This window comes from Aminobacter niigataensis, from assembly GCF_014200015.1.
GTDB lineage: Bacteria > Pseudomonadota > Alphaproteobacteria > Rhizobiales > Rhizobiaceae > Aminobacter > Aminobacter niigataensis.
In genome coordinates this window covers 1437535-1462725 of sequence record NZ_JACHOT010000001.1, presented here as the reverse complement: position 1 = coordinate 1462725, position 25191 = coordinate 1437535, and the positions used below count along the sequence as shown (strand labels likewise).

The 25191-nt window shown below is 63.7% G+C and carries 30 protein-coding genes; 20 read left to right on the top strand and 10 right to left on the bottom strand.

Translation table 11 applies throughout. The annotated features are described in order from the left end of the window. Positions 1–9 precede the first annotated feature (9 nt). A complete protein-coding gene (locus GGQ99_RS07465; protein WP_183261726.1) occupies positions 10–861 on the top strand; it encodes an AraC family transcriptional regulator in 852 nt (283 codons plus the stop codon). A 177-nt stretch (positions 862–1038) separates the two neighbouring features. Here GGQ99_RS07465 and GGQ99_RS07460 read toward each other — a convergent pair whose 3' ends face one another. After that, the gene (locus GGQ99_RS07460) at positions 1039–2250 is read right to left on the bottom strand and encodes an NADP-dependent isocitrate dehydrogenase (protein ID WP_108608411.1); all 1212 of its coding nucleotides are present in this window, start codon (positions 2248–2250) and stop codon (positions 1039–1041) included. A 328-nt stretch (positions 2251–2578) separates the two neighbouring features. On the opposite strand from GGQ99_RS07460, the gene GGQ99_RS07455 reads away from it, so the two are divergent. From GGQ99_RS07455 to GGQ99_RS07445, 3 genes are read left to right on the top strand one after another with little or no spacing between them, the layout of a single operon-like run. After that, the gene (locus GGQ99_RS07455; protein ID WP_183261722.1) at positions 2579–3460 is read left to right on the top strand and encodes an RNA methyltransferase; all 882 of its coding nucleotides are present in this window, start codon (positions 2579–2581) and stop codon (positions 3458–3460) included. Further along, a complete protein-coding gene (murI, locus tag GGQ99_RS07450) occupies positions 3453–4238 on the top strand; it encodes a glutamate racemase (protein WP_183261719.1) in 786 nt (261 codons plus the stop codon). The genes GGQ99_RS07455 and murI overlap by 8 nt, the downstream gene beginning before the upstream one ends. Before the next feature lie 57 nt (positions 4239–4295). Further along, entirely contained in the window at positions 4296–4484 is a 189-nt protein-coding gene (locus GGQ99_RS07445; protein WP_183261716.1) for a DUF3008 family protein, read from the top strand. Between the two features lie 20 nt (positions 4485–4504). Here the strand turns inward: GGQ99_RS07445 and GGQ99_RS07440 are convergent, their stop codons facing one another. Next, the gene (locus GGQ99_RS07440) at positions 4505–5140 is read right to left on the bottom strand and encodes an NAD(P)-dependent oxidoreductase (RefSeq protein WP_183261714.1); all 636 of its coding nucleotides are present in this window, start codon (positions 5138–5140) and stop codon (positions 4505–4507) included. A gap of 149 nt (positions 5141–5289) precedes the next feature. Here GGQ99_RS07440 and GGQ99_RS07435 point away from each other — a divergent pair, with 149 nt between their 5' ends. The 3 genes from GGQ99_RS07435 to rpsD all read left to right on the top strand — a co-directional run bounded on the left by GGQ99_RS07435 (position 5290) and on the right by rpsD (position 7323). Beyond that, positions 5290–5700: a winged helix-turn-helix transcriptional regulator gene (locus GGQ99_RS07435; protein ID WP_183261712.1), complete on the top strand. Its 411-nt coding sequence runs from the start codon at positions 5290–5292 to the stop codon at positions 5698–5700. A gap of 75 nt (positions 5701–5775) precedes the next feature. Beyond that, positions 5776–6483, top strand: a complete 708-nt coding sequence (locus GGQ99_RS07430) for a 2OG-Fe(II) oxygenase (RefSeq protein WP_183261710.1) — start codon at positions 5776–5778, stop codon at positions 6481–6483. 222 nt (positions 6484–6705) lie between these two features. After that, positions 6706–7323 (top strand): 30S ribosomal protein S4, encoded by a 618-nt coding sequence (gene rpsD / locus GGQ99_RS07425; RefSeq protein ID WP_055971213.1) that lies wholly within the window; start codon positions 6706–6708, stop codon positions 7321–7323. A gap of 209 nt (positions 7324–7532) precedes the next feature. On the opposite strand, the gene purB is transcribed toward rpsD, so the two are convergent. The 5 genes from purB to GGQ99_RS07400 form a co-directional block, all read right to left on the bottom strand. Continuing rightward, complete coding sequence (purB, locus tag GGQ99_RS07420; protein WP_183261707.1) at positions 7533–8840, bottom strand: adenylosuccinate lyase; 1308 nt, start codon at positions 8838–8840, stop codon at positions 7533–7535. Between the two features lie 59 nt (positions 8841–8899). Continuing rightward, positions 8900–9430, bottom strand: coding sequence for a hypothetical protein (locus GGQ99_RS07415; RefSeq protein WP_183262383.1), 531 nt, complete (start codon positions 9428–9430; stop codon positions 8900–8902). A 14-nt stretch (positions 9431–9444) separates the two neighbouring features. Then, entirely contained in the window at positions 9445–10161 is a 717-nt protein-coding gene (locus GGQ99_RS07410; protein WP_343061693.1) for a DUF2259 domain-containing protein, read from the bottom strand. An 81-nt stretch (positions 10162–10242) separates the two neighbouring features. After that, positions 10243–11253, bottom strand: coding sequence for a P1 family peptidase (locus GGQ99_RS07405; protein ID WP_183262382.1), 1011 nt, complete (start codon positions 11251–11253; stop codon positions 10243–10245). Beyond that, entirely contained in the window at positions 11253–12326 is a 1074-nt protein-coding gene (locus GGQ99_RS07400) for a branched-chain amino acid ABC transporter substrate-binding protein (RefSeq protein ID WP_183261703.1), read from the bottom strand. The genes GGQ99_RS07405 and GGQ99_RS07400 overlap by 1 nt, the downstream gene beginning before the upstream one ends. A gap of 153 nt (positions 12327–12479) precedes the next feature. Here GGQ99_RS07400 and GGQ99_RS07395 point away from each other — a divergent pair, with 153 nt between their 5' ends. Genes GGQ99_RS07395 through GGQ99_RS07365 form a run of 7 tightly spaced genes read left to right on the top strand, consistent with a single transcriptional unit; the run spans position 12480 to position 18877 of the window. Beyond that, positions 12480–12974 carry a flavin reductase family protein gene (locus GGQ99_RS07395; RefSeq protein ID WP_108608401.1) on the top strand — a complete coding sequence of 165 codons (495 nt, stop codon included), beginning with the start codon at positions 12480–12482 and terminating at the stop codon, positions 12972–12974. 20 nt (positions 12975–12994) lie between these two features. Continuing rightward, positions 12995–13924 (top strand): AAA family ATPase, encoded by a 930-nt coding sequence (locus GGQ99_RS07390; protein ID WP_183261702.1) that lies wholly within the window; start codon positions 12995–12997, stop codon positions 13922–13924. 9 nt (positions 13925–13933) lie between these two features. After that, complete coding sequence (locus GGQ99_RS07385) at positions 13934–15178, top strand: vWA domain-containing protein (protein ID WP_108608399.1); 1245 nt, start codon at positions 13934–13936, stop codon at positions 15176–15178. 18 nt (positions 15179–15196) lie between these two features. Continuing rightward, entirely contained in the window at positions 15197–15532 is a 336-nt protein-coding gene (locus tag GGQ99_RS07380) for an XdhC family protein (RefSeq protein WP_108608398.1), read from the top strand. Between the two features lie 5 nt (positions 15533–15537). Beyond that, entirely contained in the window at positions 15538–16248 is a 711-nt protein-coding gene (locus GGQ99_RS07375; RefSeq protein ID WP_183261699.1) for an XdhC family protein, read from the top strand. Next, on the top strand, positions 16245–17855 hold the full coding sequence (locus GGQ99_RS07370) for an NTP transferase domain-containing protein (protein ID WP_183261697.1): 1611 nt from the start codon (positions 16245–16247) through the stop codon (positions 17853–17855). The genes GGQ99_RS07375 and GGQ99_RS07370 overlap by 4 nt, the downstream gene beginning before the upstream one ends. Next, entirely contained in the window at positions 17852–18877 is a 1026-nt protein-coding gene (locus tag GGQ99_RS07365; protein WP_425486779.1) for an alpha/beta hydrolase family protein, read from the top strand. Before GGQ99_RS07370 ends, GGQ99_RS07365 begins: the two co-directional genes overlap by 4 nt. A 3-nt stretch (positions 18878–18880) precedes the next feature. Here the strand turns inward: GGQ99_RS07365 and GGQ99_RS07360 are convergent, their stop codons facing one another. Then, a complete protein-coding gene (locus GGQ99_RS07360) occupies positions 18881–19921 on the bottom strand; it encodes a DUF1176 domain-containing protein (RefSeq protein WP_183261694.1) in 1041 nt (346 codons plus the stop codon). Positions 19922–19987: 66 nt separating this feature from the next. After that, positions 19988–20158 carry a hypothetical protein gene (locus GGQ99_RS07355; RefSeq protein ID WP_183261692.1) on the bottom strand — a complete coding sequence of 57 codons (171 nt, stop codon included), beginning with the start codon at positions 20156–20158 and terminating at the stop codon, positions 19988–19990. A gap of 330 nt (positions 20159–20488) precedes the next feature. Between GGQ99_RS07355 and GGQ99_RS07350 the strand changes: the two genes are divergently transcribed. The 6 genes from GGQ99_RS07350 to GGQ99_RS07325 all read left to right on the top strand — a co-directional run bounded on the left by GGQ99_RS07350 (position 20489) and on the right by GGQ99_RS07325 (position 24222). Continuing rightward, positions 20489–20962, top strand: a complete 474-nt coding sequence (locus tag GGQ99_RS07350; protein ID WP_108608393.1) for a hypothetical protein — start codon at positions 20489–20491, stop codon at positions 20960–20962. Between the two features lie 101 nt (positions 20963–21063). Further along, positions 21064–21312, top strand: coding sequence for a ParB N-terminal domain-containing protein (locus tag GGQ99_RS07345; protein ID WP_108608392.1), 249 nt, complete (start codon positions 21064–21066; stop codon positions 21310–21312). An 86-nt stretch (positions 21313–21398) separates the two neighbouring features. Then, positions 21399–21869, top strand: coding sequence for an SRPBCC family protein (locus GGQ99_RS07340; RefSeq protein ID WP_183261690.1), 471 nt, complete (start codon positions 21399–21401; stop codon positions 21867–21869). 300 nt (positions 21870–22169) lie between these two features. After that, complete coding sequence (locus tag GGQ99_RS07335) at positions 22170–23102, top strand: alpha/beta fold hydrolase (RefSeq protein ID WP_183261687.1); 933 nt, start codon at positions 22170–22172, stop codon at positions 23100–23102. A 276-nt stretch (positions 23103–23378) separates the two neighbouring features. After that, complete coding sequence (locus tag GGQ99_RS07330) at positions 23379–23843, top strand: aminoacyl-tRNA deacylase (protein WP_055970666.1); 465 nt, start codon at positions 23379–23381, stop codon at positions 23841–23843. A 148-nt stretch (positions 23844–23991) separates the two neighbouring features. After that, complete coding sequence (locus GGQ99_RS07325; protein WP_108608388.1) at positions 23992–24222, top strand: phosphoheptose isomerase family protein; 231 nt, start codon at positions 23992–23994, stop codon at positions 24220–24222. A gap of 57 nt (positions 24223–24279) precedes the next feature. Here GGQ99_RS07325 and GGQ99_RS07320 read toward each other — a convergent pair whose 3' ends face one another. Then, positions 24280–25071 carry a DeoR/GlpR family DNA-binding transcription regulator gene (locus GGQ99_RS07320; protein WP_246389439.1) on the bottom strand — a complete coding sequence of 264 codons (792 nt, stop codon included), beginning with the start codon at positions 25069–25071 and terminating at the stop codon, positions 24280–24282. Between the last annotated feature and the right edge of the window lie 120 nt (positions 25072–25191).

Here is a 25191-nt window from a genome sequence, read left to right as displayed (position 1 = left end):
AGGCTAGGCATGAACGGTGAGACGGCATGGGCGGTCTATGAAGCCCGCCTGAAAAGGGTATCGAACCATATCTACGCGCACCTCGACGAGGAGCTGGATATGGAGCGGCTTGCCGAGATCGCCTGCCTGTCGAGCTATCACTGGCATCGGATCTATCGCGCCATCTACGGCGAAACGCTTGCCGCCACGGTCAAGAGACTGCGGCTGCACCGTGCCGCCGGCGACATCGTCGGTAGCGATCTGCCTGTCGGTGAAATTGCAAAGCGGTCTGGCTATCCCAATGTCCAGTCGTTCAACCGCATCTTCAAAGCCGCCTACGGCATGCCGCCGGCGCGCTATCGGAAACAGGGAAGCCACACGCTCTTTGACCCGCAATCAAACGGAAAGGCTTCCCATATGTTCGATGTGGCAATTCGCAATATCCCCGAGGTGCACCTGGTCGGTGTCGCTCACACCGGCTCCTACATGCAGATCGGCAAGGCGTTCGAGGAACTGTTCGGCACGCTCTATGCCCGGGGCCGCGCCCGGCCCGAAATGCGCATGATCGGTGTCTATCTCGACGATCCCGACATCGTCGCGGCCGACAAGCTGCGTTCCTATGCCTGCGTCACAGCCGATGCCACAACGCCTGCGGAGGCGCCGCTCGAACGCCGGACGGTCGACGGCGGTGACTATGCCGTGCTGCGCCACAAGGGTCCTTATGCCGAGATGCACAAGGCCTACCAGTGGCTCTATGCCGAGTGGTTGCCTAAATCGGGCCGTGAGTTGCGCGACACGGTGATGTTCGAGGAATACGTCAACAACCCGCGCGACGTGGCCCCGCCGGAGCTTCTGACCGATATCCACTTGCCTTTGGTCTGAGGCCGCTTCGACTTACCGCTTTGCTATAGGCTCGCCGGTTTCTTCGAAGCACGGGCGCGCCAGCCTCCCTCATCCTTAGGTGCCCGCGCAGCGGGCCTCGAAGGACGCATTGGCATAGCGCGCTCTGAAAAGAAAAAAGCCCCGGAGCGATCCGGGGCTTTTCGTTTGGCCAGGAGCTTAGCCCACGGCCTTCTGCAGGTTCTCGTCGATCTTGTCGAGGAAGCCGGTGGTCGACAGCCACGGCTGGTCCGGACCGATCAGCAGCGACAGGTCCTTGGTCATGTAGCCGCTCTCGACGGTCTGGATGCAGACGCGCTCCAGCGTCTCGGCGAACTTCTTGAGCTCGGCGTTGTCGTCGAGCTTGGCGCGGTGCGCCAGGCCGCGGGTCCAGGCGAAGATCGAGGCGATCGAGTTGGTCGAGGTTTCCTCGCCCTTCTGGTGCTGGCGATAGTGGCGGGTCACGGTGCCGTGGGCGGCTTCCGCTTCCACCGTCTTGCCATCCGGCGTCATCAGCACCGAGGTCATCAGGCCGAGCGAGCCGAAGCCCTGCGCGACCGTATCGGACTGCACGTCGCCGTCATAGTTCTTGCAGGCCCAGACATAACCGCCCGACCATTTCAGGCTCGAAGCCACCATGTCGTCGATCAGGCGGTGTTCGTACCAGAGCTTGCGTGCCTTGAACTCGGCCTCGAATTCCTTCTCGTAGACGTCCTGGAATATGTCCTTGAAGCGGCCGTCATAGGCCTTGAGGATGGTGTTCTTGGTCGACAGATAGACCGGATAGTTGCGCAGCAGGCCGTAGTTGAGCGAGGCGCGGGCGAATTCGCGGATCGACTCGTCGAGATTGTACATGGCCATCGCCACGCCGGCGCCCGGCGCGTCGAACACGTCGTGCTCGATCACCTGGCCGTCGTCGCCGACGAATTTGATCGTGAGCTTGCCCTTGCCGGGGAACTTGAAATCGGTCGCCTTGTACTGGTCGCCGAAGGCGTGGCGGCCGACGATGATCGGCTTGGTCCAGCCCGGCACCAGGCGCGGCACGTTCTTCATGATGATCGGCTCGCGGAAGATGGTGCCGCCCAGGATGTTGCGGATCGTGCCGTTGGGCGACTTCCACATCTTCTTGAGCTTGAACTCTTCGACGCGCTGCTCGTCGGGGGTGATGGTGGCGCACTTCACGCCGACGCCGTGCTTGTTGATGGCGTTGGCGGCGTCGATCGTCACCTGGTCGTTGGTGGCGTCGCGGTGCTCGATGCCGAGGTCGTAATATTCCAGGTCGAGATCGAGATAGGGGTGGATCAGCTTGTCCTTGATGAACTGCCAGATGATGCGGGTCATCTCGTCGCCGTCGAGTTCGACGACGGGCTTTGCCACCTTGATCTTCGCCATTTGGAAAATGCCTCTTCTTGCCTGGAACCAGCCGGTCCCGGAGGGTTCACGATTGGGAGTGCGGCCCCTATACCAAAGCGAATCGGACGGCGCAAATGATTGCGATTGCGACCTTCAGCTTGTTTGCTGACATTGTATGAACTACCCCGCATGCGACTTCAGCGGTCGCAGATGTCAGGCTCATTTCTTCTTGCCGGCAGGTGTCTTCGGCGGCGGCTTCCTGCTCCGTGAGGACGTCCGCCATGGCTGTCACTTACCGGAACTTCATTTTCGCGCGCAAATATGTCAGGGACGCGCAAAAGGCGCAATTCTCGGTTCAATCGCAGCAATGTCAGTCAGCCCAAGCTCCACACAGTCCGCCGCACCCGTCATCGTCCTTGTCGAGCCTCAGCTCGGCGAGAACATCGGCATGGTGGCGCGCGCCATGGCCAATTTCGGCCTCGCCGAATTGCGCCTAGTCAATCCGCGCGACGGCTGGCCGAGCGAGAAGGCGAGGGCCGCGGCCAGCAACGCCGATCACGTCATCGACGGCGTGGTGGTCTACCCCGATCTCGCATCCGCCGTTGCCGATCTCAATTTCGTCTTTGCCACCACCGCGCGCGCGCGTGACGGCTTCAAGGAAGTGCGCGGTCCGGTCGAAGCCGGGCGGACGCTGCGGGGGCACGCCGTTTCGGGGCTTCGCACCGGCATCCTGTTCGGGCGCGAGCGCTTCGGTCTCTACAACGAGGAAGTGAGCCTTGCCGACGAGATCGTCACCTTTCCGGTCGATCCAAGGTTCGCCTCGCTCAACATCGCCCAGGCTGTGCTGTTGATGTCCTATGAGTGGATGAAGTCCGGCCTGGAAGACGAGACCCAGACCAATTTCACCGGCCCCGAAATGGCGCCTGCGACCAAGGATCAGTTGCACGGGCTGCTCAATCATCTGGAAGCAGCGCTCGACGCGCGCGGCTATTTCCGCCCCGCCGCCAAGAAACCCAAGATGGTCGACAATCTGCGTTCGGTGCTGACGCGGCCCGGCTTCTTCGCCCCCGAGCTCAAGGTTCTGCGTGGCGTCGTCGCCTCGCTCGACTATTTCTCGCCCAAGGAGCCGCGTGGCGCCGGCTACCCCGACCGCAAGGCCAAGGTCGATCACGCCGCCCATTCAGGCAGCGGGAGTGCCGATGAGGACGACATGCCGCCGATAGGCGGCCGGGGGCTCGACAATGACTGACCGTCCGATCCTGATGTTCGATTCGGGCATCGGGGGACTTACCGTGCTGCGCGAGGCACGCGTGCTGATGCCCGAGCGCCGCTTCGTCTATGTCGCCGACGATGCCGCTTTTCCCTATGGCGCCTGGGAAGAGCCGGCGCTCAAGGCGCGCATCCTCGACCTGTTCGGCGGCCTGCTGGAGCGTTTCGATCCCGAGATCTCGGTCATCCCGTGCAACACCGCCTCGACGCTGGTCATAGATGCCCTGCGCGATGCATTCCCCGGCCATCCTTTCGTCGGCACCGTGCCGGCGATCAAGCCGGCAGCCGAACGCACCCGCTCCGGCCTGGTGTCGGTGCTGGCCACGCCAGGCACGGTCAAGCGGCAATACACCCGCGACCTGATCACCCAGTGGGCGACGAAATGCCATGTCCGGCTGGTCGGCAGCGACAGGCTGGCTCAGATGGCCGAAACCTACATGCGCGACGGCTTCGTCGACGAGCAGGCGGTGAAGGACGAGATCGCGCCTTGCTTCATCGAGCAGGATGGCCACCGCACCGATATCGTCGTTCTCGCCTGCACGCATTATCCGTTCCTGGTCAATCGCATGCGCAAGACGGCGCCCTGGCCGGTCGACTGGATCGATCCGGCCGAGGCCATCGCGCGCCGGGCGCTGTCGCTGCTCAATGGCTCGCGTGGTACGCGCGACATGGCCGGGCCCGATCTTGCTGTTTTCACTTCGCAACGGTCGGATTTCGCCACGCGCCGGCTGATGCAGGGCTTCGGGCTGACGGTTTGAGGGAACATCACAGGGCAGCAGGCGTTTCCCAAACCCGCAACGGTTAGGAGAAACGATATGCCAGCCACATCAAGAGCCCAGCAGAAGGCCGCCGGCGCGGCCCTGGCTGCCAAGCGCGGCGAGATCAAGAAGAGCGAACTTTTCGGCGCATCGAAGGAAATGTACGAATCGATGACCGAGAAGGAACTCGAAGAGTTTGCCGAGACCAAACATGAGGGCCTGCCGGAGCACAAGACAAAGCATTGAGCCCCGGACAGGCGGCTCGATCAGTACCCGGCGGTGAAGCGCTTGCCGATATGCTTGGGCGAAACGGCTTCGTCGACGATGGCAACAGCCAGGTCTTCCACCGAGATGCGGCTTTCGCCATTGGCGTCGAACACCGGCTGGTCGCCGCCGACACGGAACTTGCCGGTGCGCTCGCCCGGTGCGAGGTGAATCGCGGGCGATACGAACGACCAGTCGAGCCCGCTTTCGTTGCGCAGCGCGCTGAGCGCGTCGCGCGCAGCCAAGGCGCCGTCCCTGTAGGCTGCGGGGAAGTCGGGGCCGTCGACGAGCTGCTTGCCGTCGATCTCCAGGCTGCCGGCGCCGCCGACGATGATCACGCGTTTGCCCGCCGCCTTGGCGGCGGCCGCGATCGCCTTGGAGCCGGCGAGGTGCTTGGCGTAGATGTCGGGGTCGCCCCAGCCGCCATTGAAGGCGGAGATGACGATGTCGCTGTCCGAGATCGCGGCCTTCAGTGCGCCGGCGTCGGTCACGTCGGCCTTGACCGCGTTGACGCCGTCGTGAGTAGCCACCTTTTCGGGGGAGCGCACGATGGCCGAAACTTCGTGGCCGCGAGAGGTTGCTTCTTTGAGCACTGCGCCGCCGACGAAGCCGGACGCGCCGATGAGAGCGATTTTCATGACTGTTCTCCTTGTTCGGCCTGTTTTGCCTATTCAGGCGAAAGCAGGTATGATCTGTAATCAGGTTACCAACGATAACCATATAGCTTGGCCGGCCGGACGCGAAAAGAACGCATGATTTCGTGCCCAGGTTACCTCGGGAGAACTGCATGAACGCGTCAGCGAAGGCAGCGGCAGCGGCACCGCTGCTGCACACGACCCCCGGCTTCGAGACCGACGGCCGTGATACCTGTCCCATCCGCGAGGTGCTCGACCGTGTCGGCGACACCTGGAGCATCCTGGTCGTCATCAACCTTCAGGAGCAGCCGGTGCGCTTCAACGCGCTGAAGCGCTCCATCGAAGGCATTTCCCAGCGCATGCTGACGGTCACCTTGCGTTCGCTTGAGCGCGATGGGCTGGTCACGCGCACCGTGCGACCGACCACGCCGCCGGAGGTCGAGTACGGGCTGACGGAACTCGGCCAGTCTATTGCCGTGCCGATCGCGGCCCTGGGCGACTGGGCTGCGGCCAATCGCGACCGCATGCGCTGTTCACGCGACAGTTTCGACGCCCAGGCGTGACAAGCGCAGGAATCGGAATGCGGCACTCTTCATGACAGCCTAGATTCGGCGCCGAACCCGACAAGGAGCGCCGTGATGAATGTCCAGGATGTTGTTTCGAGAGTGAACTGGGAGGTCGTTCTCCGCGATCTCGACGAGTTTGGCGTGGCACCGGTGGGCCAATTGCTCGACAGCCAGACCTGTCTCGAGTTGCGAAAGCTCTACGATCAAGACGCCCATTTCCGCAGCCGGATCGTCATGCAGCGGCACGGCTTCGGGTCGGGTGAATACAAATATTTCTCCAACCCGCTTCCCGATGTGATCGCCGGCTTTCGCCAAGGCTTTTACGAACGCCTTGCTCCTTTCGCCAATGGCTGGAACGAGCGCATGGGGCTCGACCGGCGTTATCCGCCAGAATTAGACTCCTTCCTGGCCGAGTGCCACGGAGACGGACAGACGAAGCCGACGCCGCTTCTGTTGAAGTACGGCGCGGGCGACTACAACTGCCTGCATCAGGATGTCTATGGCGCCCATCTCTTTCCAGTGCAGTTGGTGATTTTGCTCAGCGAATCGAAAACGGAGTTCGAGGGTGGCGAGTTTGTCATGACCGAGCAGCGTCCGCGCATGCAGTCGCGGGCCGAGGTTGTTTCGCTCGGCATCGGCGATGGCGCGCTGTTCGCCGTCAACGACCGCCCGAAGGCTGGCTCGCGCGGCGATTACCGGGTAAAGATGCGCCACGGCGTCAGCCGCATCCGCTCCGGCGAGCGCCTCACCCTCGGCATCATCTTCCATGATGCGAAGTGAGCCGGCGCCCTGCGACGCGTTGACATTGCAGCCCGTTTCGCCTAGTTAGCCGCCAACGCCGGGCCGAAACGCCCGGTGTTTCATTTGACGTGTCCCGTGGGTCTTTTCCGCAAAGCGTGCGTGGAAGATCCTGTCAGGCTCCGAAAACGGGGGCCAGAGGAGGGCGCGTTTCCTTCACTCGAAACACGAGGTTTCGGGTGTATCGTTTTGAAAGGGAATGCGATGAGCAAGCGCGAATCCGCGAAATACAAAATCGATCGCCGTCTTGGCGAGAACATCTGGGGCCGTCCGAAGTCCCCGGTCAACAAGCGTGAATACGGCCCCGGCCAGCACGGCCAGCGTCGCAAGGGCAAGCTCTCGGACTTCGGTCTGCAGCTGCGCGCCAAGCAGAAGCTGAAGGGTCACTACGGCGACATCTCGGAAAAGCAGTTCCGCAAGACCTACGAAGAGGCCAACCGCCGCAGGGGCGATACGCCGGAGAACCTGATCGGTCTGCTCGAATCGCGTCTCGACGCGGTCGTCTACCGCGCCAAGTTCGTGCCGACCATTTTCGCTGCCCGTCAGTTCGTCAACCACGGCCACGTCAACGTCAACGGCAAGCGTACCAACATCTCGTCGTATCGCTGCAAGGCCGGCGACGTCATCGAGGTCCGCGAGAAGTCGAAGCAGCTGGTGATCGTGCTTGAGGCTGTTGCCCTCGCCGAGCGCGACGTGCCGGACTACATCGAAGTCGACCACAACAAGATGGTTGCGACCTTTGCTCGCGTTCCTGGCCTGTCGGACGTTCCGTTCGCCGTCCAGATGGAACCGAACCTCGTCGTCGAATTCTATTCGCGCTAATCCCTTCGGATGAGCGCCGGCCGGCAACGGCTGTCAAAGCATGCAAAGACCCCGTCGATTTTCGGCGGGGTTTTTTGTTGTTTTGTGTTGGTCACGATGGCGCGAGCGATTTCGCGACATCGCCCATGAAAAAACCCCGGCTTGCGCCGGGGCTTCTGCAGTCCGAAGGCCCGCGATAATGCGGGCCTTTCTGTTTCAGGCCTTAAGGCTCAGCTTGCGCCGAACACGCGGGCGAAGATCGTGTCGACATGCTTGGTGTGATAGCCGAGGTCGAACTTCTCGCGGATCTCGCTCTCGGGCAGGGCTGCCGTCACTTCCTTGTCGGCGAGCAATTCCTCGAGGAAGTCCTTGCCTTCTTCCCACACCTTCATGGCGTTGCGCTGGACCAGGCGGTAGGCGTCCTCGCGGGAAACACCTGCCTGGGTCAGTGCCAGCAGCACGCGTTGCGAATGAACCAGCCCACGGAACTTGTTCATGTTCTTCAGCATGTTGTCGGGATAGACGACGAGCTTGTCGATCACGTTGGTCAGGCGCGCCAGTGCGAAGTCGAGGGTGACGGTCGCATCCGGGCCGATCATGCGCTCGACCGACGAGTGCGAGATATCGCGCTCATGCCACAGCGCCACGTTTTCCATCGCAGGCGCCGCATAGGAGCGGACCATGCGGGCGAGGCCGGTCAGGTTCTCGGTCAGCACCGGGTTGCGCTTGTGCGGCATCGCCGACGAGCCCTTCTGGCCCGGCGAGAAGTATTCTTCCGCCTCGAGCACCTCGGTGCGCTGCAGGTGGCGGATTTCGGTGGCCACGCGCTCGATCGACGAGGCGATGACGCCGAGGGTGGCGAAGAACATGGCGTGGCGGTCGCGGGGGATGACCTGCGTCGACACCGGCTCGGGCTTGAGGCCGAGCTTGGCCGCGACATGCTCCTCGACGCGCGGGTCGATGTTGGCGAAGGTGCCGACAGCACCCGAGATCGCGCAGGTGGCGATGTCCTCGCGGGCATGCACCAGGCGTTCGCGGCAGCGGGTGAACTCGGCAAATGCCAGTGCCAGCTTGACGCCGAAGGTCGTGGGCTCGGCATGGATGCCGTGGCTACGGCCGATGGTGACGGTGTCCTTGTGCTCGAAGGCACGGCGCTTGAGGGCGGCCAGCAGCGCGTCGAGATCGGCGAGCAGGATGTCGGTCGCCCGCACCAGCTGCACGCTGAGGCAGGTGTCGAGCACGTCGGAAGAGGTCATGCCCTGGTGGATGAAGCGCGAATCCGGGCCCACGAATTCGGCGAGGTGCGTCAGGAACGCGATGACGTCATGCTTGGTGACGCGCTCGATCTCGTCGATGCGTTCGACGTCGAACTTCGCAGCGCCGCCCTTTTCCCAGATCGTCTTCGCTGCTTCCTTGGGGATGACGCCGATTTCGGCCAGCGCGTCGCAGGCATGGGCCTCGATCTCGAACCAGATGCGGAACCGGGTTTCGGGAGACCAGATGTCGACCATCTCGGGCCGGGAATAGCGAGGGATCATGGTGGGGCTTGTCCAGCTGAGGTTTCGTCGCCGCTCCCTAACAGAGGTGAGCCCAATGCTCAACGCGAACGGTAGGCAAACCACGCTGCAGCAGTGAAAAGGGCGGCAAATCCACCCGGAAAATACAGCCTGATGCCCAATACCGCAAATTGGTAGAGCGCCACCAGCCCGGTGAAGACGAACTGGAACGCCCAGGTCACGGTGAAGGGCTCGGCATGCCACTCGGCATAATAGCTGCGATACTGCAGCGCATAGAACAGCGCGGTCAGGCCGATCGTCGTCACGGCCAGCGCAACGAAAGCCGCGGCGAAGGCCGTCTCGGCGCGACGGCCATGCGAAAGCAATCTTGCCAGCATCCAGCCTATGGGGAAGGCCGCAGCCCCGCCGATCGCGAAAAGCACGACCACGGCACGGACCCGAAGGGGTGTTTCCCAATGGTCGAGAAGCAGCGAGTAAAACGCCGAGGCACCCATCGCAAAGCCCCACAGCGCAGAACCGGCGAGCGCAAGGCGCAGCGAGGGCAGGGCTTGGCGCAGTTTCCTGCCGGCACGTATGGCGTGCGATCCCTCGATCTGGGCGCCGGTTTCCATGGTGGTGGTGTCGCTCACATCCGTCCCGTAACCGCGATCCAGCGGTGGTCAGGGCCCTCGAACCCATGACGGATGACGGTGATCAGCACCGCATAGGTCATCGCGCCGCCTTCACCGAAGAAGGTCTGCACGCCGCCGATGCGATAGCCGGTCGGGCAGCCCCGGCTCAGCGGCACGTCCTTGTCTTCTTGCATGACTGTCGTCTTGCCGCCGTCGCCGACCTGCACCAGCTTGAAGCCCTTGACCGGACCGATGCCGGGGCAGCGTTCGATCTCGCCGAGCGAAATCTCTTCAAGGCGGAATTCGAGCGGCGCGTCGATCGGCGGGAACACCGGCCGCGGATTGACCACCATGCGCAGCGGATCGGCACTGGTCTCTGTCACCGCGTTGAAGCCGGCGAGACGGCCACGGTTGGCGGCCAGCACGTCTTCGGCGATGACCTTGTCGCCACGCTTGCGCGCCTCGTCGCGTGCCACCTGCAGGCCGACGCTCTCGTCTTCCATCTGCACCCGCACCGGCGTGTTGGGCAGGAACGTGTCGGTTACCGTGTCGATGTAGAAGCGGTGGGCGTAGGCAAAGCCCGAGCCGTCCTGGATGCCGTATTCCTCGAAGGCGAACACCTTGCCATCGGCGCTGAAGCCAAGCACGTTGAGCTCGGCAGCGTCGCCGGCGTGCGCGGCCTGTGAAGCGGCCAGCAACGACAGGCCTGCGAGGCAAAGAAGCTTCATCATTTTCATCGCCGTGCCCCTCTTTCCGATTGAATCAATTTTTCAGGCGAAAGCGCTAAGATACCGTCAATAAAGGACTTCAGGTCATCCAGTGCGTGCCGACCACACAGGCATTATGTCGCCGGGCGCGGCGGATGCGGCATGCACGCCGCGCGCGATCGCCCGCGCCATGGTCGAGGCTGCTGCGGCGAAAAAGTCGACGACGTCGGCCTGCCCGACCTCGATCCCGCTCGCGCCCGTCGCCAGCGCAAACACCAGATCGCCGTCGAACGGTGTGTGCACCGGCCAGATGGCGCGGGTGAAGCCGTCATGCGCCGCAATCGCCAGCCGCTTGGCGGCGGCCTTGGTCAGCACCGCGTCGGTGGCGATCACAGCGATGGTGGTGTTGGCCACGGCACTGTTTTCGTTCTCGTATTTCTTGAACACGCGGGCGGCGTCCGCCGGCATCGGCGAGGGGTAGCCCAGACCGCCGAACTCGCCGTCCAGTTCGAAAGGTGCGGCCCAGAAGTGCCTGGAGCGTCCGACCGTCACTGAGCCGGTGGCGTTCACGGCAACCAGCGCGCCGACCGTCACGCCGTTGGGCAGCACGGTCGAGGCAGAACCCAGCCCGCCCTTGAGCCCCGCCGTCAGCGCGCCGGTGCCGGCGCCCGTGGTGCCGAGCGCGAATTCGCGGCCGGCGGACTGCGCGGCGTCATAGCCGAGCTCGCGATAGGGCGGGTAGCGGCCCCAGTCCTTGTCGCCGCCGTTCAGCATGTCGAACAGGATCGCCGCCGGCACGATCGGGATGATCTGGTCGCGTATGGCAAAGCCGATGCCTTTTTCGCGAAGGGCAGCCTGCACGCCCGATGCCGCGTCGAGGCCGAAGGCGGAGCCGCCGGCAAGCGTTATCGCATTGACGGTCTCGACAGTGTTGTGCGCCTCGAGAAGGTCGGTCTCGCGCGTTCCCGGTGCGCCGCCCAGCACCTGCACGGCCGCCGTTGCCGGCGTGTCGCACAAAACCACGGTCACGCCCGACTTCGCCTTTTCATCGGCGGTATTGCCGACCCGCAGGCCAGCGACGTCGGTGATCAGGTTGAGCGGTCCCGCTTTCAGCATCATTCGGTCTCTGCAGGCACGTAGCTTGTCCCGTCGAAGCGGAACAGGCGGAACGGGTTTTCGCTCAGGTCGCCCTTGGCGTCGAACCGGATTTTTCCGATGGCCGTATCGAAGTCTGTACCGGCCAACACGCCCGCGACCGGTTTTCCCGACGACGTGGCTAGATCTGCAGCCGCACGTGCGATTTCCACCGCTGCATAGGCAGGCAGGGCGTAGCCGTCCGTCACCGCCTTTGCAGTCTCGAACGCCGCCAGCACGTCGGGGCTCGCCATGTCGGACCATTCCGGAGCCGCGATCATCAGCGTGCCTTCGGCCGGACGGACTGTCCGATCCGCCACGCGCAGGGTATCGCCGCCGGCAAACACGATTTCGGCGCCCAGCGATGCCGCATCGCGGCCCATCACGGCGACATCTTCACCGTCGCCGCCGACGAACACATGCGTCGCACCCGCCTTGCGCAGCCGGCCGATCAGCGCGACCTGGTTGTCGAGCTGCGGCCTGAAGGTGTCCAGGAACACCGGTTTCAGCCCCGCCTGTTCGGCACTCGCCCGAAAGCTCTCGGCAAGTTCGCGGCCATAGATGGTGCCGTCGTCGACGATGGCGAACAGTTCGTCGGTCCACAGCCGCGTCAGAAGCGAAGCCGCCGCCTCGCGCTCGCCGTCGCCGCGCGGTCCAAGCCGGAACACCTGCCAGCCGGTCTTGTCATGCCGGTCGGTCAGGCTGTCGGTGCGCACGCCGACGGTGATGACAGGTATCTGCGCATCCTTGAGGACCGGCAGTGCTGCTTCTATCGCTTCGGTGCACAGAAACCCCGTGACCACGGTCACCTTGGCGTCGACAAAGCGCTTTGCCGTCTTGGCCCCGCCTTCTGCCGTGCACTGGTCGTCGGCGATCTCGAGCGATAACCCGTCATGCGCGGCCGCGAGCGACGCGCCGATCTTGATCTGCTCGCCGAGAATGCCCGACGGGCCGGAAAGCGGCGCCGCCACGCCGATCTTCAACGGCTCGGCCTGGGCAGCCAGCGTCACCAACGATGCGGCCAGGGCAGTGGCGATGGCAGTTGCGGATCGCATTCGGTCCAATAAAATCCTCTGCGCGCGCAAGTTTACGCGATGTCTTTGACCTACTGCCTGGCCCGTATAAGCGCAATGTGCTTGTGCCCACTTGCTTGTGAGCCCAATGATGCGGGCATATATAGCCCTCAGGGATCATTGCAGGAAAACGCCTTGCTGAAGAAGTTTGAAGTCGGGCCTCAGGCCTACCGCGACGCCATGAGCCACTTTGCCGGCGCCGTTCATCTGGTGACAACCGATGGTGTGGCCGGCAAGCGTGGCGCAACCGTCATCGCCGCCTGCTCGGTTTCGGACGCTCCGCCGATGGTGCTGGTCTGCGTCAATCGCGAAAATCCCAAGAACGATGCTTTCATCGAGAACGGCAATTTTGCCCTCAACACGCTTGCCGCGAAGCACGAGCCGCTCGCCGTCGCCTTTTCCGGCGTCACCGGCCTGCCGCCGGAACAGCGATTCGCGCTTGGCGAATGGGAGGTCCTGGCCTCCGGGGCACCTGCATTGATCGGCGCGGTCGCGGTGTTCGACTGCGAACTGGTCGACACCAAGGAACTGGCCACCCATCGCGTCATGTTTGGCAAGGTGACAGGCCTGCGCATCGGCGATAACCTCCGCCCACTCGTCTATCACGGCCGCAGCTACCACGTGCTGTAGGCCGTCTCCCCGGAAGCGCCATGACCGACCGTACGCCTCGTCCCATCCCGCAAACGATCGACGAGACGCTCGAGCTGTTGACCGGCGCCGACTACGTCGCCGACCGGGCCTTGGCGACGGTGCTGTTCCTGGCGCTGCGCATGAATCGGCCGCTCTTTCTCGAGGGCGAGGCGGGTGTCGGCAAGACCGAGATCGCCAAGGTGCTGGCGAGCGCGCTCGGCCGCCGGCTGATCCGGCTGCAATGCTATGAAGGGCTCGACGTCTCGTCCGCCGTCTACGAGTGGAACTATGCGGCGCAGATGATCGAGATCCGCATGGAGGAGGCTGTCGGCAAGGTCGATCGCTCCGACATGGAGAAGAACGTCTTTTCCGAGAAATATCTGATCCGCCGACCGGTGCTCGATGCGCTGACCGGCAAGGCCGGTGCTGCCCCGGTGTTCCTCATCGACGAGCTCGACCGTACCGACGAGGCTTTCGAAGCCTTCCTGCTCGAAATCCTCTCCGACTACCAGGTGACGGTGCCCGAGCTCGGCACGATCAAGGCGGAAGAGCCGCCGATCGTCATCATCACCACGAACCGCACCCGCGAGATCCACGACGCTCTCAAGCGCCGCTGCCTCTACCATTGGGTCGATTATCCCAATGCCGAGCGCGAGCTCGAGATCGTCCGCCGCAAGGTGCCCCAGGCCAACCAGCGGCTTTCCCACGAGGTTGTGCGTTTCATCCAGCGGCTGCGCGAGATCGAGCTGTTCAAGGTGCCCGGCGTCGCCGAAACCATCGACTGGGCAAGTGCGTTGACCGAACTCGACAAGGTCGCGCTCGATCCCGAGACGATTTCGGACACGATAGGCGTGCTCTTGAAGTACCAGGACGACATTGCCCGGATCGAGCAGGGCGAAGGCCGCCGTATCCTCAACGAGGTGAAGGCGGAGCTGGCGGCGGCGGAGTAGGGTGCAGTGATGGACGTGTCCGTGATCGACACCGCCAAGCCCGACGGCCGCATCGCCGACAACATCGTCTATTTCGCCCGCGCCCTGCGCAAGGCCGGCATGCGGGTCGGCCCCGCCTCGGTCAAGGACGCCATCGAGGCCGTGCTCGCCGCAGGCATCGGCTCGCGCGACGACTTCTACTGGACGCTGCATGCCGTGCTGGTCACCCGCCACGAGGATCACCCGACCTTCGACGAGGCTTTCCGGCTGTTCTGGAAATCGCGTGAGCTGATCGAGAAGATGCTGGCGATGTTTTCGCCCGTCGCGCCCGACAATCGCGAGAAGCAGAAGCCGCGTGCCGCCGAAAACCGCGTCAGCCAGGCGATGTTCGAAGGCCACCAGAAAAACCAGCCGCCGCGCGAAATTCCCGAGATCGAGGTCGATGCCCGTTTCACCGTGTCGGGCAACGAGATGCTACGGGCCAAGGATTTCGCCCAGATGACGGCCCGCGAGGTGTCAGAGGCGCGGCGCGAGATCGCAGCACTTCGGCTGCCTTTCGACACCGTGCGCACCCGCCGCTTCAAGCCCGACCCGCATGGTGCCAAAGTCGATCCGCGCGCCATGATGCGCGCGGCTGCTCGAACCGGCGGCCAGTTGATCCTGCCCAAATTCCGTTCCGTCCGCGAAGTGCATCCGCCCTTGGTGGTGCTTGCCGACATTTCCGGTTCGATGAGCCAGTACACGCGCATCTTCCTGCATTTCCTGCATGCGCTGACGGAGAAGCGGCGGCGGGTTCACACCTTCGTCTTCGGCACGAGGCTCACCAACCTGACCCGCCAGATGCGCCACCGCGACCCCGATGCTGCGCTCGCCGACTGTTCCGCTGCGGTCAAGGACTGGTCGGGCGGCACCCGCATCGGCGACACGCTCGGCGAGTTCAACCGGCTGTGGTCGCGTCGCGTGCTCGGGCAGGGCGCGGTCGTCCTGCTCATCACCGACGGGCTCGAGCGCGACGATGTTGCGGGCCTCTCCGAAGAGATGGAGCGGCTGAAAAAATCCTGCCGCCGGCTGATCTGGCTCAATCCGCTGCTGCGTTTCGATGGTTTCGAGGCGCGCGCTCGCGGCGTTCGTGCCATGCTGCCTTATGTCGACGAGTTCCGTCCGGTGCATAATCTGAACGCACTGGGCGATCTCTGCGCGTCGCTCGGCGCGCCCGCATCGCGCCAAAGCGACCCCAGATTGTGGATCATCGACGGCCAGCGCCGGGCGGCGTAAGGTCGTGAAGGAGGTTCCATGCCAAGCAAGTTTCTCGATGAGGCCCGCGATCCTCTAATCATCGCCGAAGGCTGGATGAAGGACGGCAAGGACGTCGCCATTGCCACCGTGGTCGAGACCTGGGGTTCGGCGCCGCGTCCCGTTGGCAGCCATCTCGTCATCGACGCCGAAGGCACCTTTCACGGCTCGGTCTCAGGCGGCTGTGTCGAGGGTGCCGTGATTTCCGAAGCGCTCGACGTGATCGGCAGCGGCCAGCCGAAGATGCTCGAATTCGGCGTTGCCGACGAGACGGCATGGCAGGTCGGCCTGTCCTGTGGCGGCCGTATCCGGGTCTATGTCGAGCGGCTGGGCTGAGAGCGATGGATCCGTTTGCACTGAAGACGTTGAATGCCGAGCGCCGCGCGCGACGTGCGGCCATCCTGGTCACCGACATGGGCGACGGCCGCGACCGTGTCGTCAAGGAGGGCGATGTCGTCGCGGGCGATCTCGGCGAGGCGATCTCCAGGGCCTTCCGCACCGGCCTTTCCGGCACGGCCGAGGCCGAGGGTCGCCAATTCTTCCTCAACGTGCATCTGCCGCAGCCGCGGCTGGTGGTCGTCGGCGCCGTGCACATCAGCCAGGCGCTGGCGCCGATGGCCAAGATTGCTGGTTTTCCGTTGGAGATCATCGATCCGCGCACGGCCTTTGCCAGCGACGATCGCTTTCCCGACGTCACCCTCCATGCCGAATGGCCCGAGGACGTCTTGAAACATTGCCCGCTCGACCGCTATGCCGCGCTGGCGGCGGTGACGCATGATCCCAAGATCGACGATTTCGCGCTCAAGGCAGCCCTTGATGCCGAGTGCTTCTATGTTGGCGCCCTGGGCAGCCGCAAGACCCACGCCAAGCGCGTCGAGCGCCTTCTCGGCATGGGGGCGACACCTACCCAGATCGAAAGCATCAATGCGCCGATCGGTATCGATATCGGTGCGGCCAACCCGGCCGAGATTGCTGTCGCGGTCCTGGCGCAGGTCATCGCCGCATTCCGTTCGCGCGGGCTTGGCGCCAAGGCAAAAAGCGAGGCGGCGTGAAATTCGGCTCCATCTCAGTCGAACAGGCAGAGGGCGCGGTCCTGGCTCATTCAACCAGTGCAGGGGACCGTCGCTACCGCAAGGCTCATGTGCTCGGTGCCGCAGACATCGCCATCCTGGCGGCTGCGGGCCTGACCGAGATCGTCGTCGCGGTGCTGGAGCCCGGCGACCTCGGCGAGGACGCTGCAGCCGAGACTATCGCGGCAAGCATGCGGCATCGTCATGTCGAGGTGAAGCCGGCGGCGACGGGCCGGGTCAATCTGCATGCGCGGGAAGCCGGTGTTTTCACGGTGGACGCTGGCCTCGTCGACGCCATCAACGCCATCGATCCGTCGATCACCGTTGCCACGCTCGCCCGGCACGCCACCGTCGAAAAGGGCCAGATGGTCGCGACGGTGAAGATCATTCCCTTCGCTGTCGCCGGTTATCTCGTGCGGCAGGCAACCGCGCTTTGCGAGCGAAGCGAGATCTTCGCCGTCAATCCGTTCGTGCCGAAGCGTGTCGGCGTCATCCAGACGGTGCTGCCGAGCGTCAAGGCAAGCGTGCTCGACAAGACCGCGCGCCTGACCGAACAGCGGCTGGCACGTTCGGGCAGCCGGCTGACCGCCGAGCGCCGTACCCCCCACGAAGCCTCGGCCGTGGCCGAGGCGGCGAGGGCGCTGGCCCGTGAGCACGACATGGTCGTGATCTTCGGCGCTTCGGCGCTGAGCGATTTCGATGATGTCATCCCGGCTGCGATCCGGGCAGCCGGCGGCACAGTTGTCCGTTCCGGCATGCCGGTCGATCCCGGCAATCTTCTGGTGCTGGGTCATATCGGAGCAACGGCGGTCATCGGCGCGCCCGGCTGCGCCCGCAGCCCCAAGGAAAACGGCTTCGACTGGGTGCTTGACCGGCTGATTTCAGGACTTGAGGTGACTGCGGCCGACATCGGCGGCATGGGCGTCGGAGGTTTGCTGATGGAAATCCAGACGCGTCCGCAGCCGCGCGATCTGTCTGCCATTCCGCCGGTGCGGAGAGTCCATGCGGTGCTGCTCGCTGCCGGCCGCTCCAATCGCATGGGCGGACCCAACAAGCTGCTGGCGCTGTTCCAGGGCAAGCCGCTGGTGCGCCGCACGGCCGAGCGGGTGCTCGCATCGAAGGCCGAAAGCACTGTCGTGGTGACCGGCCATCAGGCGGCTCGTATCCGTGAGGCACTTACAGGCCTCGACATTCCGGTTGCGCACAATGCCGATTTCGTTTCCGGTCTCGCCAGTTCGCTCAAGGCGGGCGTCGCGGTACTTCCCGAGGATGCCGCCGGCGCGCTGATCGTGCTTGGCGACATGCCCGAGGTGCTGCCAGCCGACCTCGACCGGCTGATCGAGGCTTTCGAACGCGCCGAGGGCCGCGCCGTGGTTCGCGCCACCCACGACGGCAAGCGCGGCAACCCGGTCATCCTGCCCCGGTCTTTGTTCCCTGCGGTCGCCCACCTCGAAGGCGACACCGGCGCCCGGCATCTGGTCGAGGCCGAGGGTGTCGATGTGATCGACGTCGAGATCGGCGCAGGGGCGGCTGTCGATGTCGACACGCCCGAGGCGCTCGAAGGAGCGGGCGGGGTGCTGCAGGATTGAGCGTGTTGACAAAGGGCCTGTTGGCCAGCCAACCCTTGGTGATGGTTCTCAACGCTTTCAAATCGAAGTCGCATTCCTTCGCGCCCCCCTCTGTCCTGCCGGACAGTCCGGCAGGACAGAGGGGGGCAACGTGTAGCGCTTGGCTGCAAGTCAGCATACGCCACTTCGTTCTGCCGCTTGTTCTCGCCGCATCAGTTGCCTCTCCCGCCCATGCCCAAACCCTCGCGCCCTACAAGGACGACCTCTTTGCCTATCCGGCGATCCTGTCCTCCGAGGGCGATACCTACCGCGTCGTCGATTACCAGGAGATGCGCGACATCAACGAGCGCGACCAGGTGCCTGAGCGCAGGGTCCAGGGCAAGTATGTCTCGACCGGCGTGCGCAAGGTGCAGCAGGACCTGGTGTTAAGGACCGACGCCGGCGAAATCAGGCATGTCGCAGTGGGCAAGACCGAGGGCGCGTCGGTCATCGTGCTCTACCTCCACGGCCAGGGCGGCAGCCGCAAGCAGGGCGTCGACGACTTCACCTTCGGCGGCAACTTCAACCGTATCAAGAACCTGATGGTCGCCAATGGCGGGCTCTATCTGTCACCTGACTTTTCCGACTTCGGCGACAAGGGTGTTTCAGAGGTAGCTGCCCTGATCGAGCACTACGCAGCCCAATCCCCTGGCGCAAAGGTCGTTGTCGCCTGCGGCTCGATGGGTGGGGCGCTGTGCTGGGGACTGGCCCGTGACGCCGGGGCGGCCAAGCAGTTGAGCGGGCTGATGCTGCTTGGCTCGCTGTGGGAGGACGGTTTTCTCAAGTCTCCGGCTTTTGCGGCCAAGGTGCCGGTGTTTTTCGCCCAGGGCAGCAAGGACCCGGTCTTCCCGGTGGAAAAGCAGGAGGCGTTCTTCCGCTCGATCCTTGCCAAGAAGCCGGGTTACCCCGTGCGTTTCGTGCGTTTCGAGACCGGCACCCACGGTACGCCGATCCGCATGACCGACTGGCGCGAGACGCTCAACTGGATGCTGGCAGCAAGATAGCGGTCACGGCCCGGTGTTGTAGTCGAGCACTGTCTCCGGGTTGATCTCGCCGTCATAGGATGCATCAACGTCGTATTTCACCAGCGAGAACGCGCCGTCGCGGAAGATCCAGATGCCGTCCGACGAGGCGTCGCCGACGCCGCGCCATTTGGCGTGCGAGGCGATTGTCCTGGTGTTCACGTCGTAGAACGAATTGACCAGCTCGCCTTCCGAGCGGTAGCCGATGGTGCTGACGCTCTCGACCTTGCCCTCGCTGTCGTCGTTCTCGTAGCGGATATCGAGTTCGGGCGTGGCGAAGTGTTGCTGCCTCAGCCCGGCAAGCTCGCTCCAGAAATAGTAGACGTGGGTCTCGTTGTAGGCGCCCATCGTGCAGTAGAAGCGGAACAGCCTGGCCTCGCTCGGCTTGGCGTCCGCCGCGTCTGTCTTGTTGTGATAGGAAATCGTGTAGCTCAGCGCGGCATCGTCGCGTTCCGAGCGGGTGTCGCACGAGCCTTGGTAGTCACTGGCAAACAGCTTCTTTGCTTGGTCGAGCACGGCATCGGTTTCGGTGGGCGGGGCGTCGCCGCATTGCTTGGGCAGCGCGCCGGCCAATTCGCCTTCGGCGGGCTTGAGTGCGCCCTTGTCGAGTTGGATCGGAGTGAACGGCGGCTCCTGGATCGAGCCATTGACCTGGCGAGCGGTATAGCAGCCGGCGAAAACCTTCTCGGTGCCGTCCTTGTCGACGGCGCGGATCGCGACCGGGATGTTGTAGAAGATGCTGCCGGCAGCGCCTTCCGAGCTGACCGCGCCGGTTTCGACGTCGACGCGCTCGGTCGCCTCGTAGCCCTTGGCGAAGGTTTCGAAATCCTTGGCCGGCTTGGCTTCGCCGAAATAATCCCAGGCCCGGGCATATTCCTTGCGGCTCACCGCATTATAGAGCGAGCGGACGACGGCGGCCGCGTCGGATCGGTCATCGAGATAAGGCAGTTCGGCCGCGAATGCCTGGACGGGCCATAGTGCCGAAAGGGCCAGCGTGGCGGCCGCGGGCGTCGAAAAAATCTTCATCGCGAATCTCCTGCCTGCCGCAATGATGCATGATCGATTGCGGCAGCGCAGTGACGCGCGGGACCATCACGCCTGGCGTGTCGACATTTCCCGGGCAATGCGCGGGAAATCGGCCGGCTTGACGCCGATGTCGGAGCGGTCGGCATTGCTCATCGCATTGAGCAGCGCGAGCGCTGCGCGATAGCGTGCCTGTTCCTTGGGGCGCGGGCGGGCGAACAGTTCAGTGTAGAAACCCATGTTTCAGGCTCCTGTTGGTCCTCCCATTGCACATATAGGTGATTCCATTGTGATTGTGCAGTGCAGCATAAACATGGCTGCCATGCGGGGTGCCGGCGTTTTCATCTCGTCGCGATGAAACAAAAATCCCATCGCCAGCGTAGCTGCATTGCCGGCGATTGCCGGTTTTCCTCGCCGTAGGGCGTTTCCGGGCCGTCGTCCTCGTGCGGCCCGGCTTTTTCCAGTTCGATTCCTAAGATGCGGACGAAGCATCGAAGCGATTTTTAACCGGCCACCCCTATGGTTCTGCCGGATATTGCGTATCATTTGTTTTCGTGCGGAGGGCCTTGCATGGGCACCGGGATCAATCGGGACTTTGCTTCGTTGCTCGATGATCTGTTTGTTGCGTCCGAGCCAGGCGACATTGCGCCCGCGCCGACGATCCCTTTCGACTATCTTGCGGTTGCCGACGAGCTGCATTCGGGCCGCATCCGCGTCGCCGGCGAGACGGTTGCCGCCGAGTACCGCGAAGCAGGGGCCGCGCTGGAAGACGAGTTCGTGTCGCTGCTCGACATGGTCAAGGCCAAGGCGGTTGCGGTCGAGGAGCCCGAGGCGCCGTCGATCGACCCAGAAGTGATTGCCGCCGAATTGGGGCTGGCCGATGCCAAGCCCGCCGATCTCGCCAAGATGCGCCGCATCTTTGCGCTGGCCAACCATCCCGACCGGGTGGCGCCGCACCTGCGCCAGCGCGCCATGGTGCGCATGCAACTGGCCAACATGATGATCGATGACGCCAAGCGGCGTACCGCCAAGAAAAGGAGCTGACGCCGCAGGGCGATCGGCTTGAGGCCGCCGGCGGCTGCCTTGGCCGGCTCAGCAAAACACCCTATCTACGAGGAGCTGTACTTCCACAGCCGGAAGCCACCATGCTCAGAGTCCAGAAGATACCGCTCAACGACATCTATGTGCCTGCCGCGCGCAAGAAGACGCTGCATCCCGAAACCGTGCGGCATCTCGCCGAGGACATCGTCGAGAACGGCATGAAGACGCCGATACAGGTGCGCCACGACGGCAAGCGTTACGTGCTGGTCGAAGGCCTGCACCGGCTCGAAGCGGCGCGCTGGCTGGGCGAGACGTCGATCGATTCCTATCTGGTCCAGGCGCGCAAACACTAGCCGCCGAATTTTTGCATCGAACTGTCGGTGCGGCCCGCTGTGCTTCGTCCTTGCTTCGAAAGCCAAATTCATCAGGAGACGACGACATGAATGCTAGTGCCAACGACCGCGAGCTGGTGCTCACCCGCATCATCGATGCCCCTCGCGAAAAGCTCTATCGCTGCTGGACCGATGCCGAATTGCTGCCGAAATGGTTTGCGCCGCTGCCCTGGACGACGGCCAGTGCCAGGCTAGACGTGCGCGCCGGCGGCACCAGCGCCATCACCATGCGCAGCCCCGAGGGCGTCGATTATCCCAGCTCCGGCGTCTATCTCGAAGTCGTGCCGAACGAGAAGCTGGTCTTCACCGATGCCTTCACCGAAGCCTGGCTGCCGTCGGAAAAGCCGTTCATGGCGGCGACCGTGACCTTCGAGGATGCCGGCAGCGGCAAGACAAAATACACCGCCATTGCCAGGCATTGGACGGTCGAGGATCGCGAGGCTCATGAAAAGATGGGCTTTCACGAGGGCTGGGGCCAGTGCGCCGACCAGCTCGAGGCTTTGGCGAAGACGCTCTGAGAGGTGCCTTTCCTTCTCCCCTGTGGGAGAAGGTGCCCCTAAGGGGCGGATGAGGGGTTCTGGACGGAGTGCAGCGTTTCAGATTTTTCACCATCCAGAGTTTCCTTCTGCCTCTCATTCCTTCCAACACCCCTCGTCCGACCTCGCTTCGCTCGGCCACCTTCTCCCGCAAGGGGGAAGGCAGGTAAGTCAGGCGCGTCCTCATCCGTGGAGAATTTCTCTACCAATGTCGGCGTCCCGTCATCCCGTTCGTCCTAGGAGCAACGGGTCGCAAGACCTGGCGGGAGAAGGGACGAGGACATGAACAAGCGCAGTTTCATCACCATGCTGGCGGCGGCGGCACTCGCGGTTGTAACCGGAGGGTCGGCCATGGCTGAGACGACTAAATCTACGGCTGCCGGCGCCAAGACCGGACATGCCGAGATCAACGGCGTGAAATACTATTACGAGATCCGCGGCGAGGGCGAGCCGTTACTGCTGCTCCATGGCGGACTAGGCTCGATCGACATGTTCGGACCGGTGCTGCCGGCGTTGTCGAAGGGCCGGCAGGTGATCGCGGTCGACCTCTACGGCCATGGCCGAACCGCACTTACCGAGCGCAAGATGAGCCTTGTCGACATGGGCGACGACATGGCCGGCCTGCTGAAGACGCTCGGCTACGGCAAGACCGACGCCATGGGCTATTCGATGGGCGCCGGTGTGGCCTTCCGCCTTGCCGTGCAGCATCCAGACGCGGTTCGCAGGCTTGTGCTGGTATCGGCGGGCTTTGCCCAGGACGGCTTCTATCCCGAGATGCTGCCGATGCAGGCCCAGGTCGGCGCCGGCATGGCCGAGATGATGAAGCCGACGCCGATGTACCAGGCCTATGCGGCGGTGGCGCCGAAGGTCGAGGATTTCCCCAAGCTGCTCAACAGAATGGGCGAGATGATGCGCACGCCCTATGACTGGGCCGACGACGTCAAGACACTGAAGATGCCGGTCATGCTGGTCTATGGCGACAGCGACATGTACCGGCCCGAGCACATCGTGAAATTCTACCAGCTCCTCGGCGGCGGCTTGAAGGATGCCGGCTGGATGCGCGAGACCATGTCGCAGAACCGCCTGGCGATCATCCCCAACCGGACCCACTACGATGTCTTCTTCGCGCCCGAACTGGCAGCGATGGCGCTGCCCTTCCTCAACGGCGAGACCAAGGTGAAAACCTGGGACGAGCAGGTCAAGGCAGCGCAGTAGGCGAGGGCGCCGCAAGCCTGGCCGACACAGTCGCCGCGCGCTTCGAAATGGGGCGCGCGGCGGTCTCTTTTGTTGCTGTCGGCGGCCGCGCAGTGTATCTTTCCCGCGCGTTCGAAATACCCCAGTTGGGGCCTCGAAACTTCGGCATACCGGCAAACCGGCAATGAGTTGGCCATGGCGGGATCGGACTGTCCGATACCATCGCTTGGGTGCCAGCCGCCTGCTCCGCCTGTTCCGGTCCATAGCGTCCGATGTACGCCCACCGGAGGAACGGTCATGGCTATCTCATTGACGATGCAAGAATATCTAGAGGACAATCACATCCGCTACGACGCCGCCAAACATGCGCGGACCGGCTGCTCGATGATGACTGCCGAGGCGAGCCACGTGCCCGGCAATGCCCTTGCCAAGGGTGTGGTGCTGAGATGGGAGGACGGCTATGTGCTCGCCGTGCTGCCGGCCTCGCGCCATGTCGACCTCGCCAGGATGCGCGAGATCATCGGCGACAAGGTGCGGCTCGCCACCGAAGAGGAGGCGAGCTCGCTGTTTCCCGACTGCGACGAGGGGGCTGTCCCGATCCTCGGCGTGCCCTACAGGGTGGCTTGCGTGGTCGACGAGCAGCTGCGCCGCGGCAGCGATGTCTATTTCGAGGGCGGCGACCACCGCACGCTGGTGCATGTCTCCGGCGACGAGTTTTCGCGCCTGATGTATGGCATGCCGCAGGCCCGCATCAGCTGGTAGCAAGCGCAATACGCAAATCCAGCGAGGCGGCCACCTCCAATGGCCGCCAGCCGACGAAAAGCCCGTTTCGTGTCACGCAACCGCCATTTGCCGGTCACGGTTCGGGATTATGTTGTGTCTAGTCTATTGGTCACGAACGGAGGCGACTATGGGCGATCAGCCGGAACTGACGCTTGAGGAACTGTTGCACGACCCGATCATCCTGAAGCTCATGGAGCGTGATGGATACAGCGCCGACGACATCCGCATGCTCGCGCGCCATGCCGTGGCAGGTACCCAGGGATGGGAAAGCGTGTCGTCCAGTGCAAGCGCCCGCCGGAAGAGCAGGCTGTTTCGTCCGATGCCTTCGGCCTGCGCGACGCTGCCGCTGTGCCCCTAGGGCCATTCAGGCCCTAGACCAGGCCATTTCCGAAAGGACGCCGCTCTATCGCAACGCCTAGACGCGGATTTCGACGCCACTGTCGCGCAGCTTGTTGAGCAAGCGCTCTTCGGGCAGCGTATCGGTAACGAGCGTGTGGATGTCGCACAACGAACCGAGCCGAACGAGCGCGCGGCGCCCGAATTTTGAGCTGTCGACGGCCATGATGGTGCGTCCGGCTTGGCCCATGGCGGCGGAGACCGCGGCGACCTCGGCATGGTCGTCGTCGCCGATGTCGCCGTCATGGTCGACACCGCTGACCGAAATGACGGCGACGTCGAACTTGAACCTCCTGATATAGTCTGATGTCTCCTCGCGGAACACGCCGCCGTCGACCTGGCGGACGAAGCCGCCGGGGACGGCTATGGCGAAATTGGTGCTTTCGCTGAGCGTCGTGGCTACCCGCAGCGAGTAGGTGACGACGCGCAGGTCGCGGCGGCCGATCAGCGCCCGTGCCACCGCCTCGCAGGTGGTGCCGGTGTCGATGAACACGGCAGCGCCGTCCGGGATGAGTTCGGCGGCGAGGCGGCCGATCTTTTCCTTCTGCGCGGCATTGTCGACCCGACGCTGGCGCAGCACCGACGGCTCGACCGGTGTCGAAATGGTAGCTCCGCCGTGCAGGCGGCGCACCTTGCCGTCCTGTTCGAGAGCCATGATGTCGCGACGCGCGGTCTGTGTCGTTACCCCGTAAAGCGTGGTGATCTCCTCGATCGAGACGTAGTGGTTTTTCTCCAGATAGCTCAAGATCTGGGCCTGGCGCCTCGATTTCTTGTCGTCCTTGTCCATGCCGGGTCCGTTCGTTCTGGCCATCTGCGATCCGGTCTCCACAATCCTAGCTAGCAAATTCGTATGCCGGGTTCATCCAGCAACTCGGTGACGTGCGCGGGGTTTTGGGACTGTATCCAGGAATGTTGTAAAAGTGACATCTAC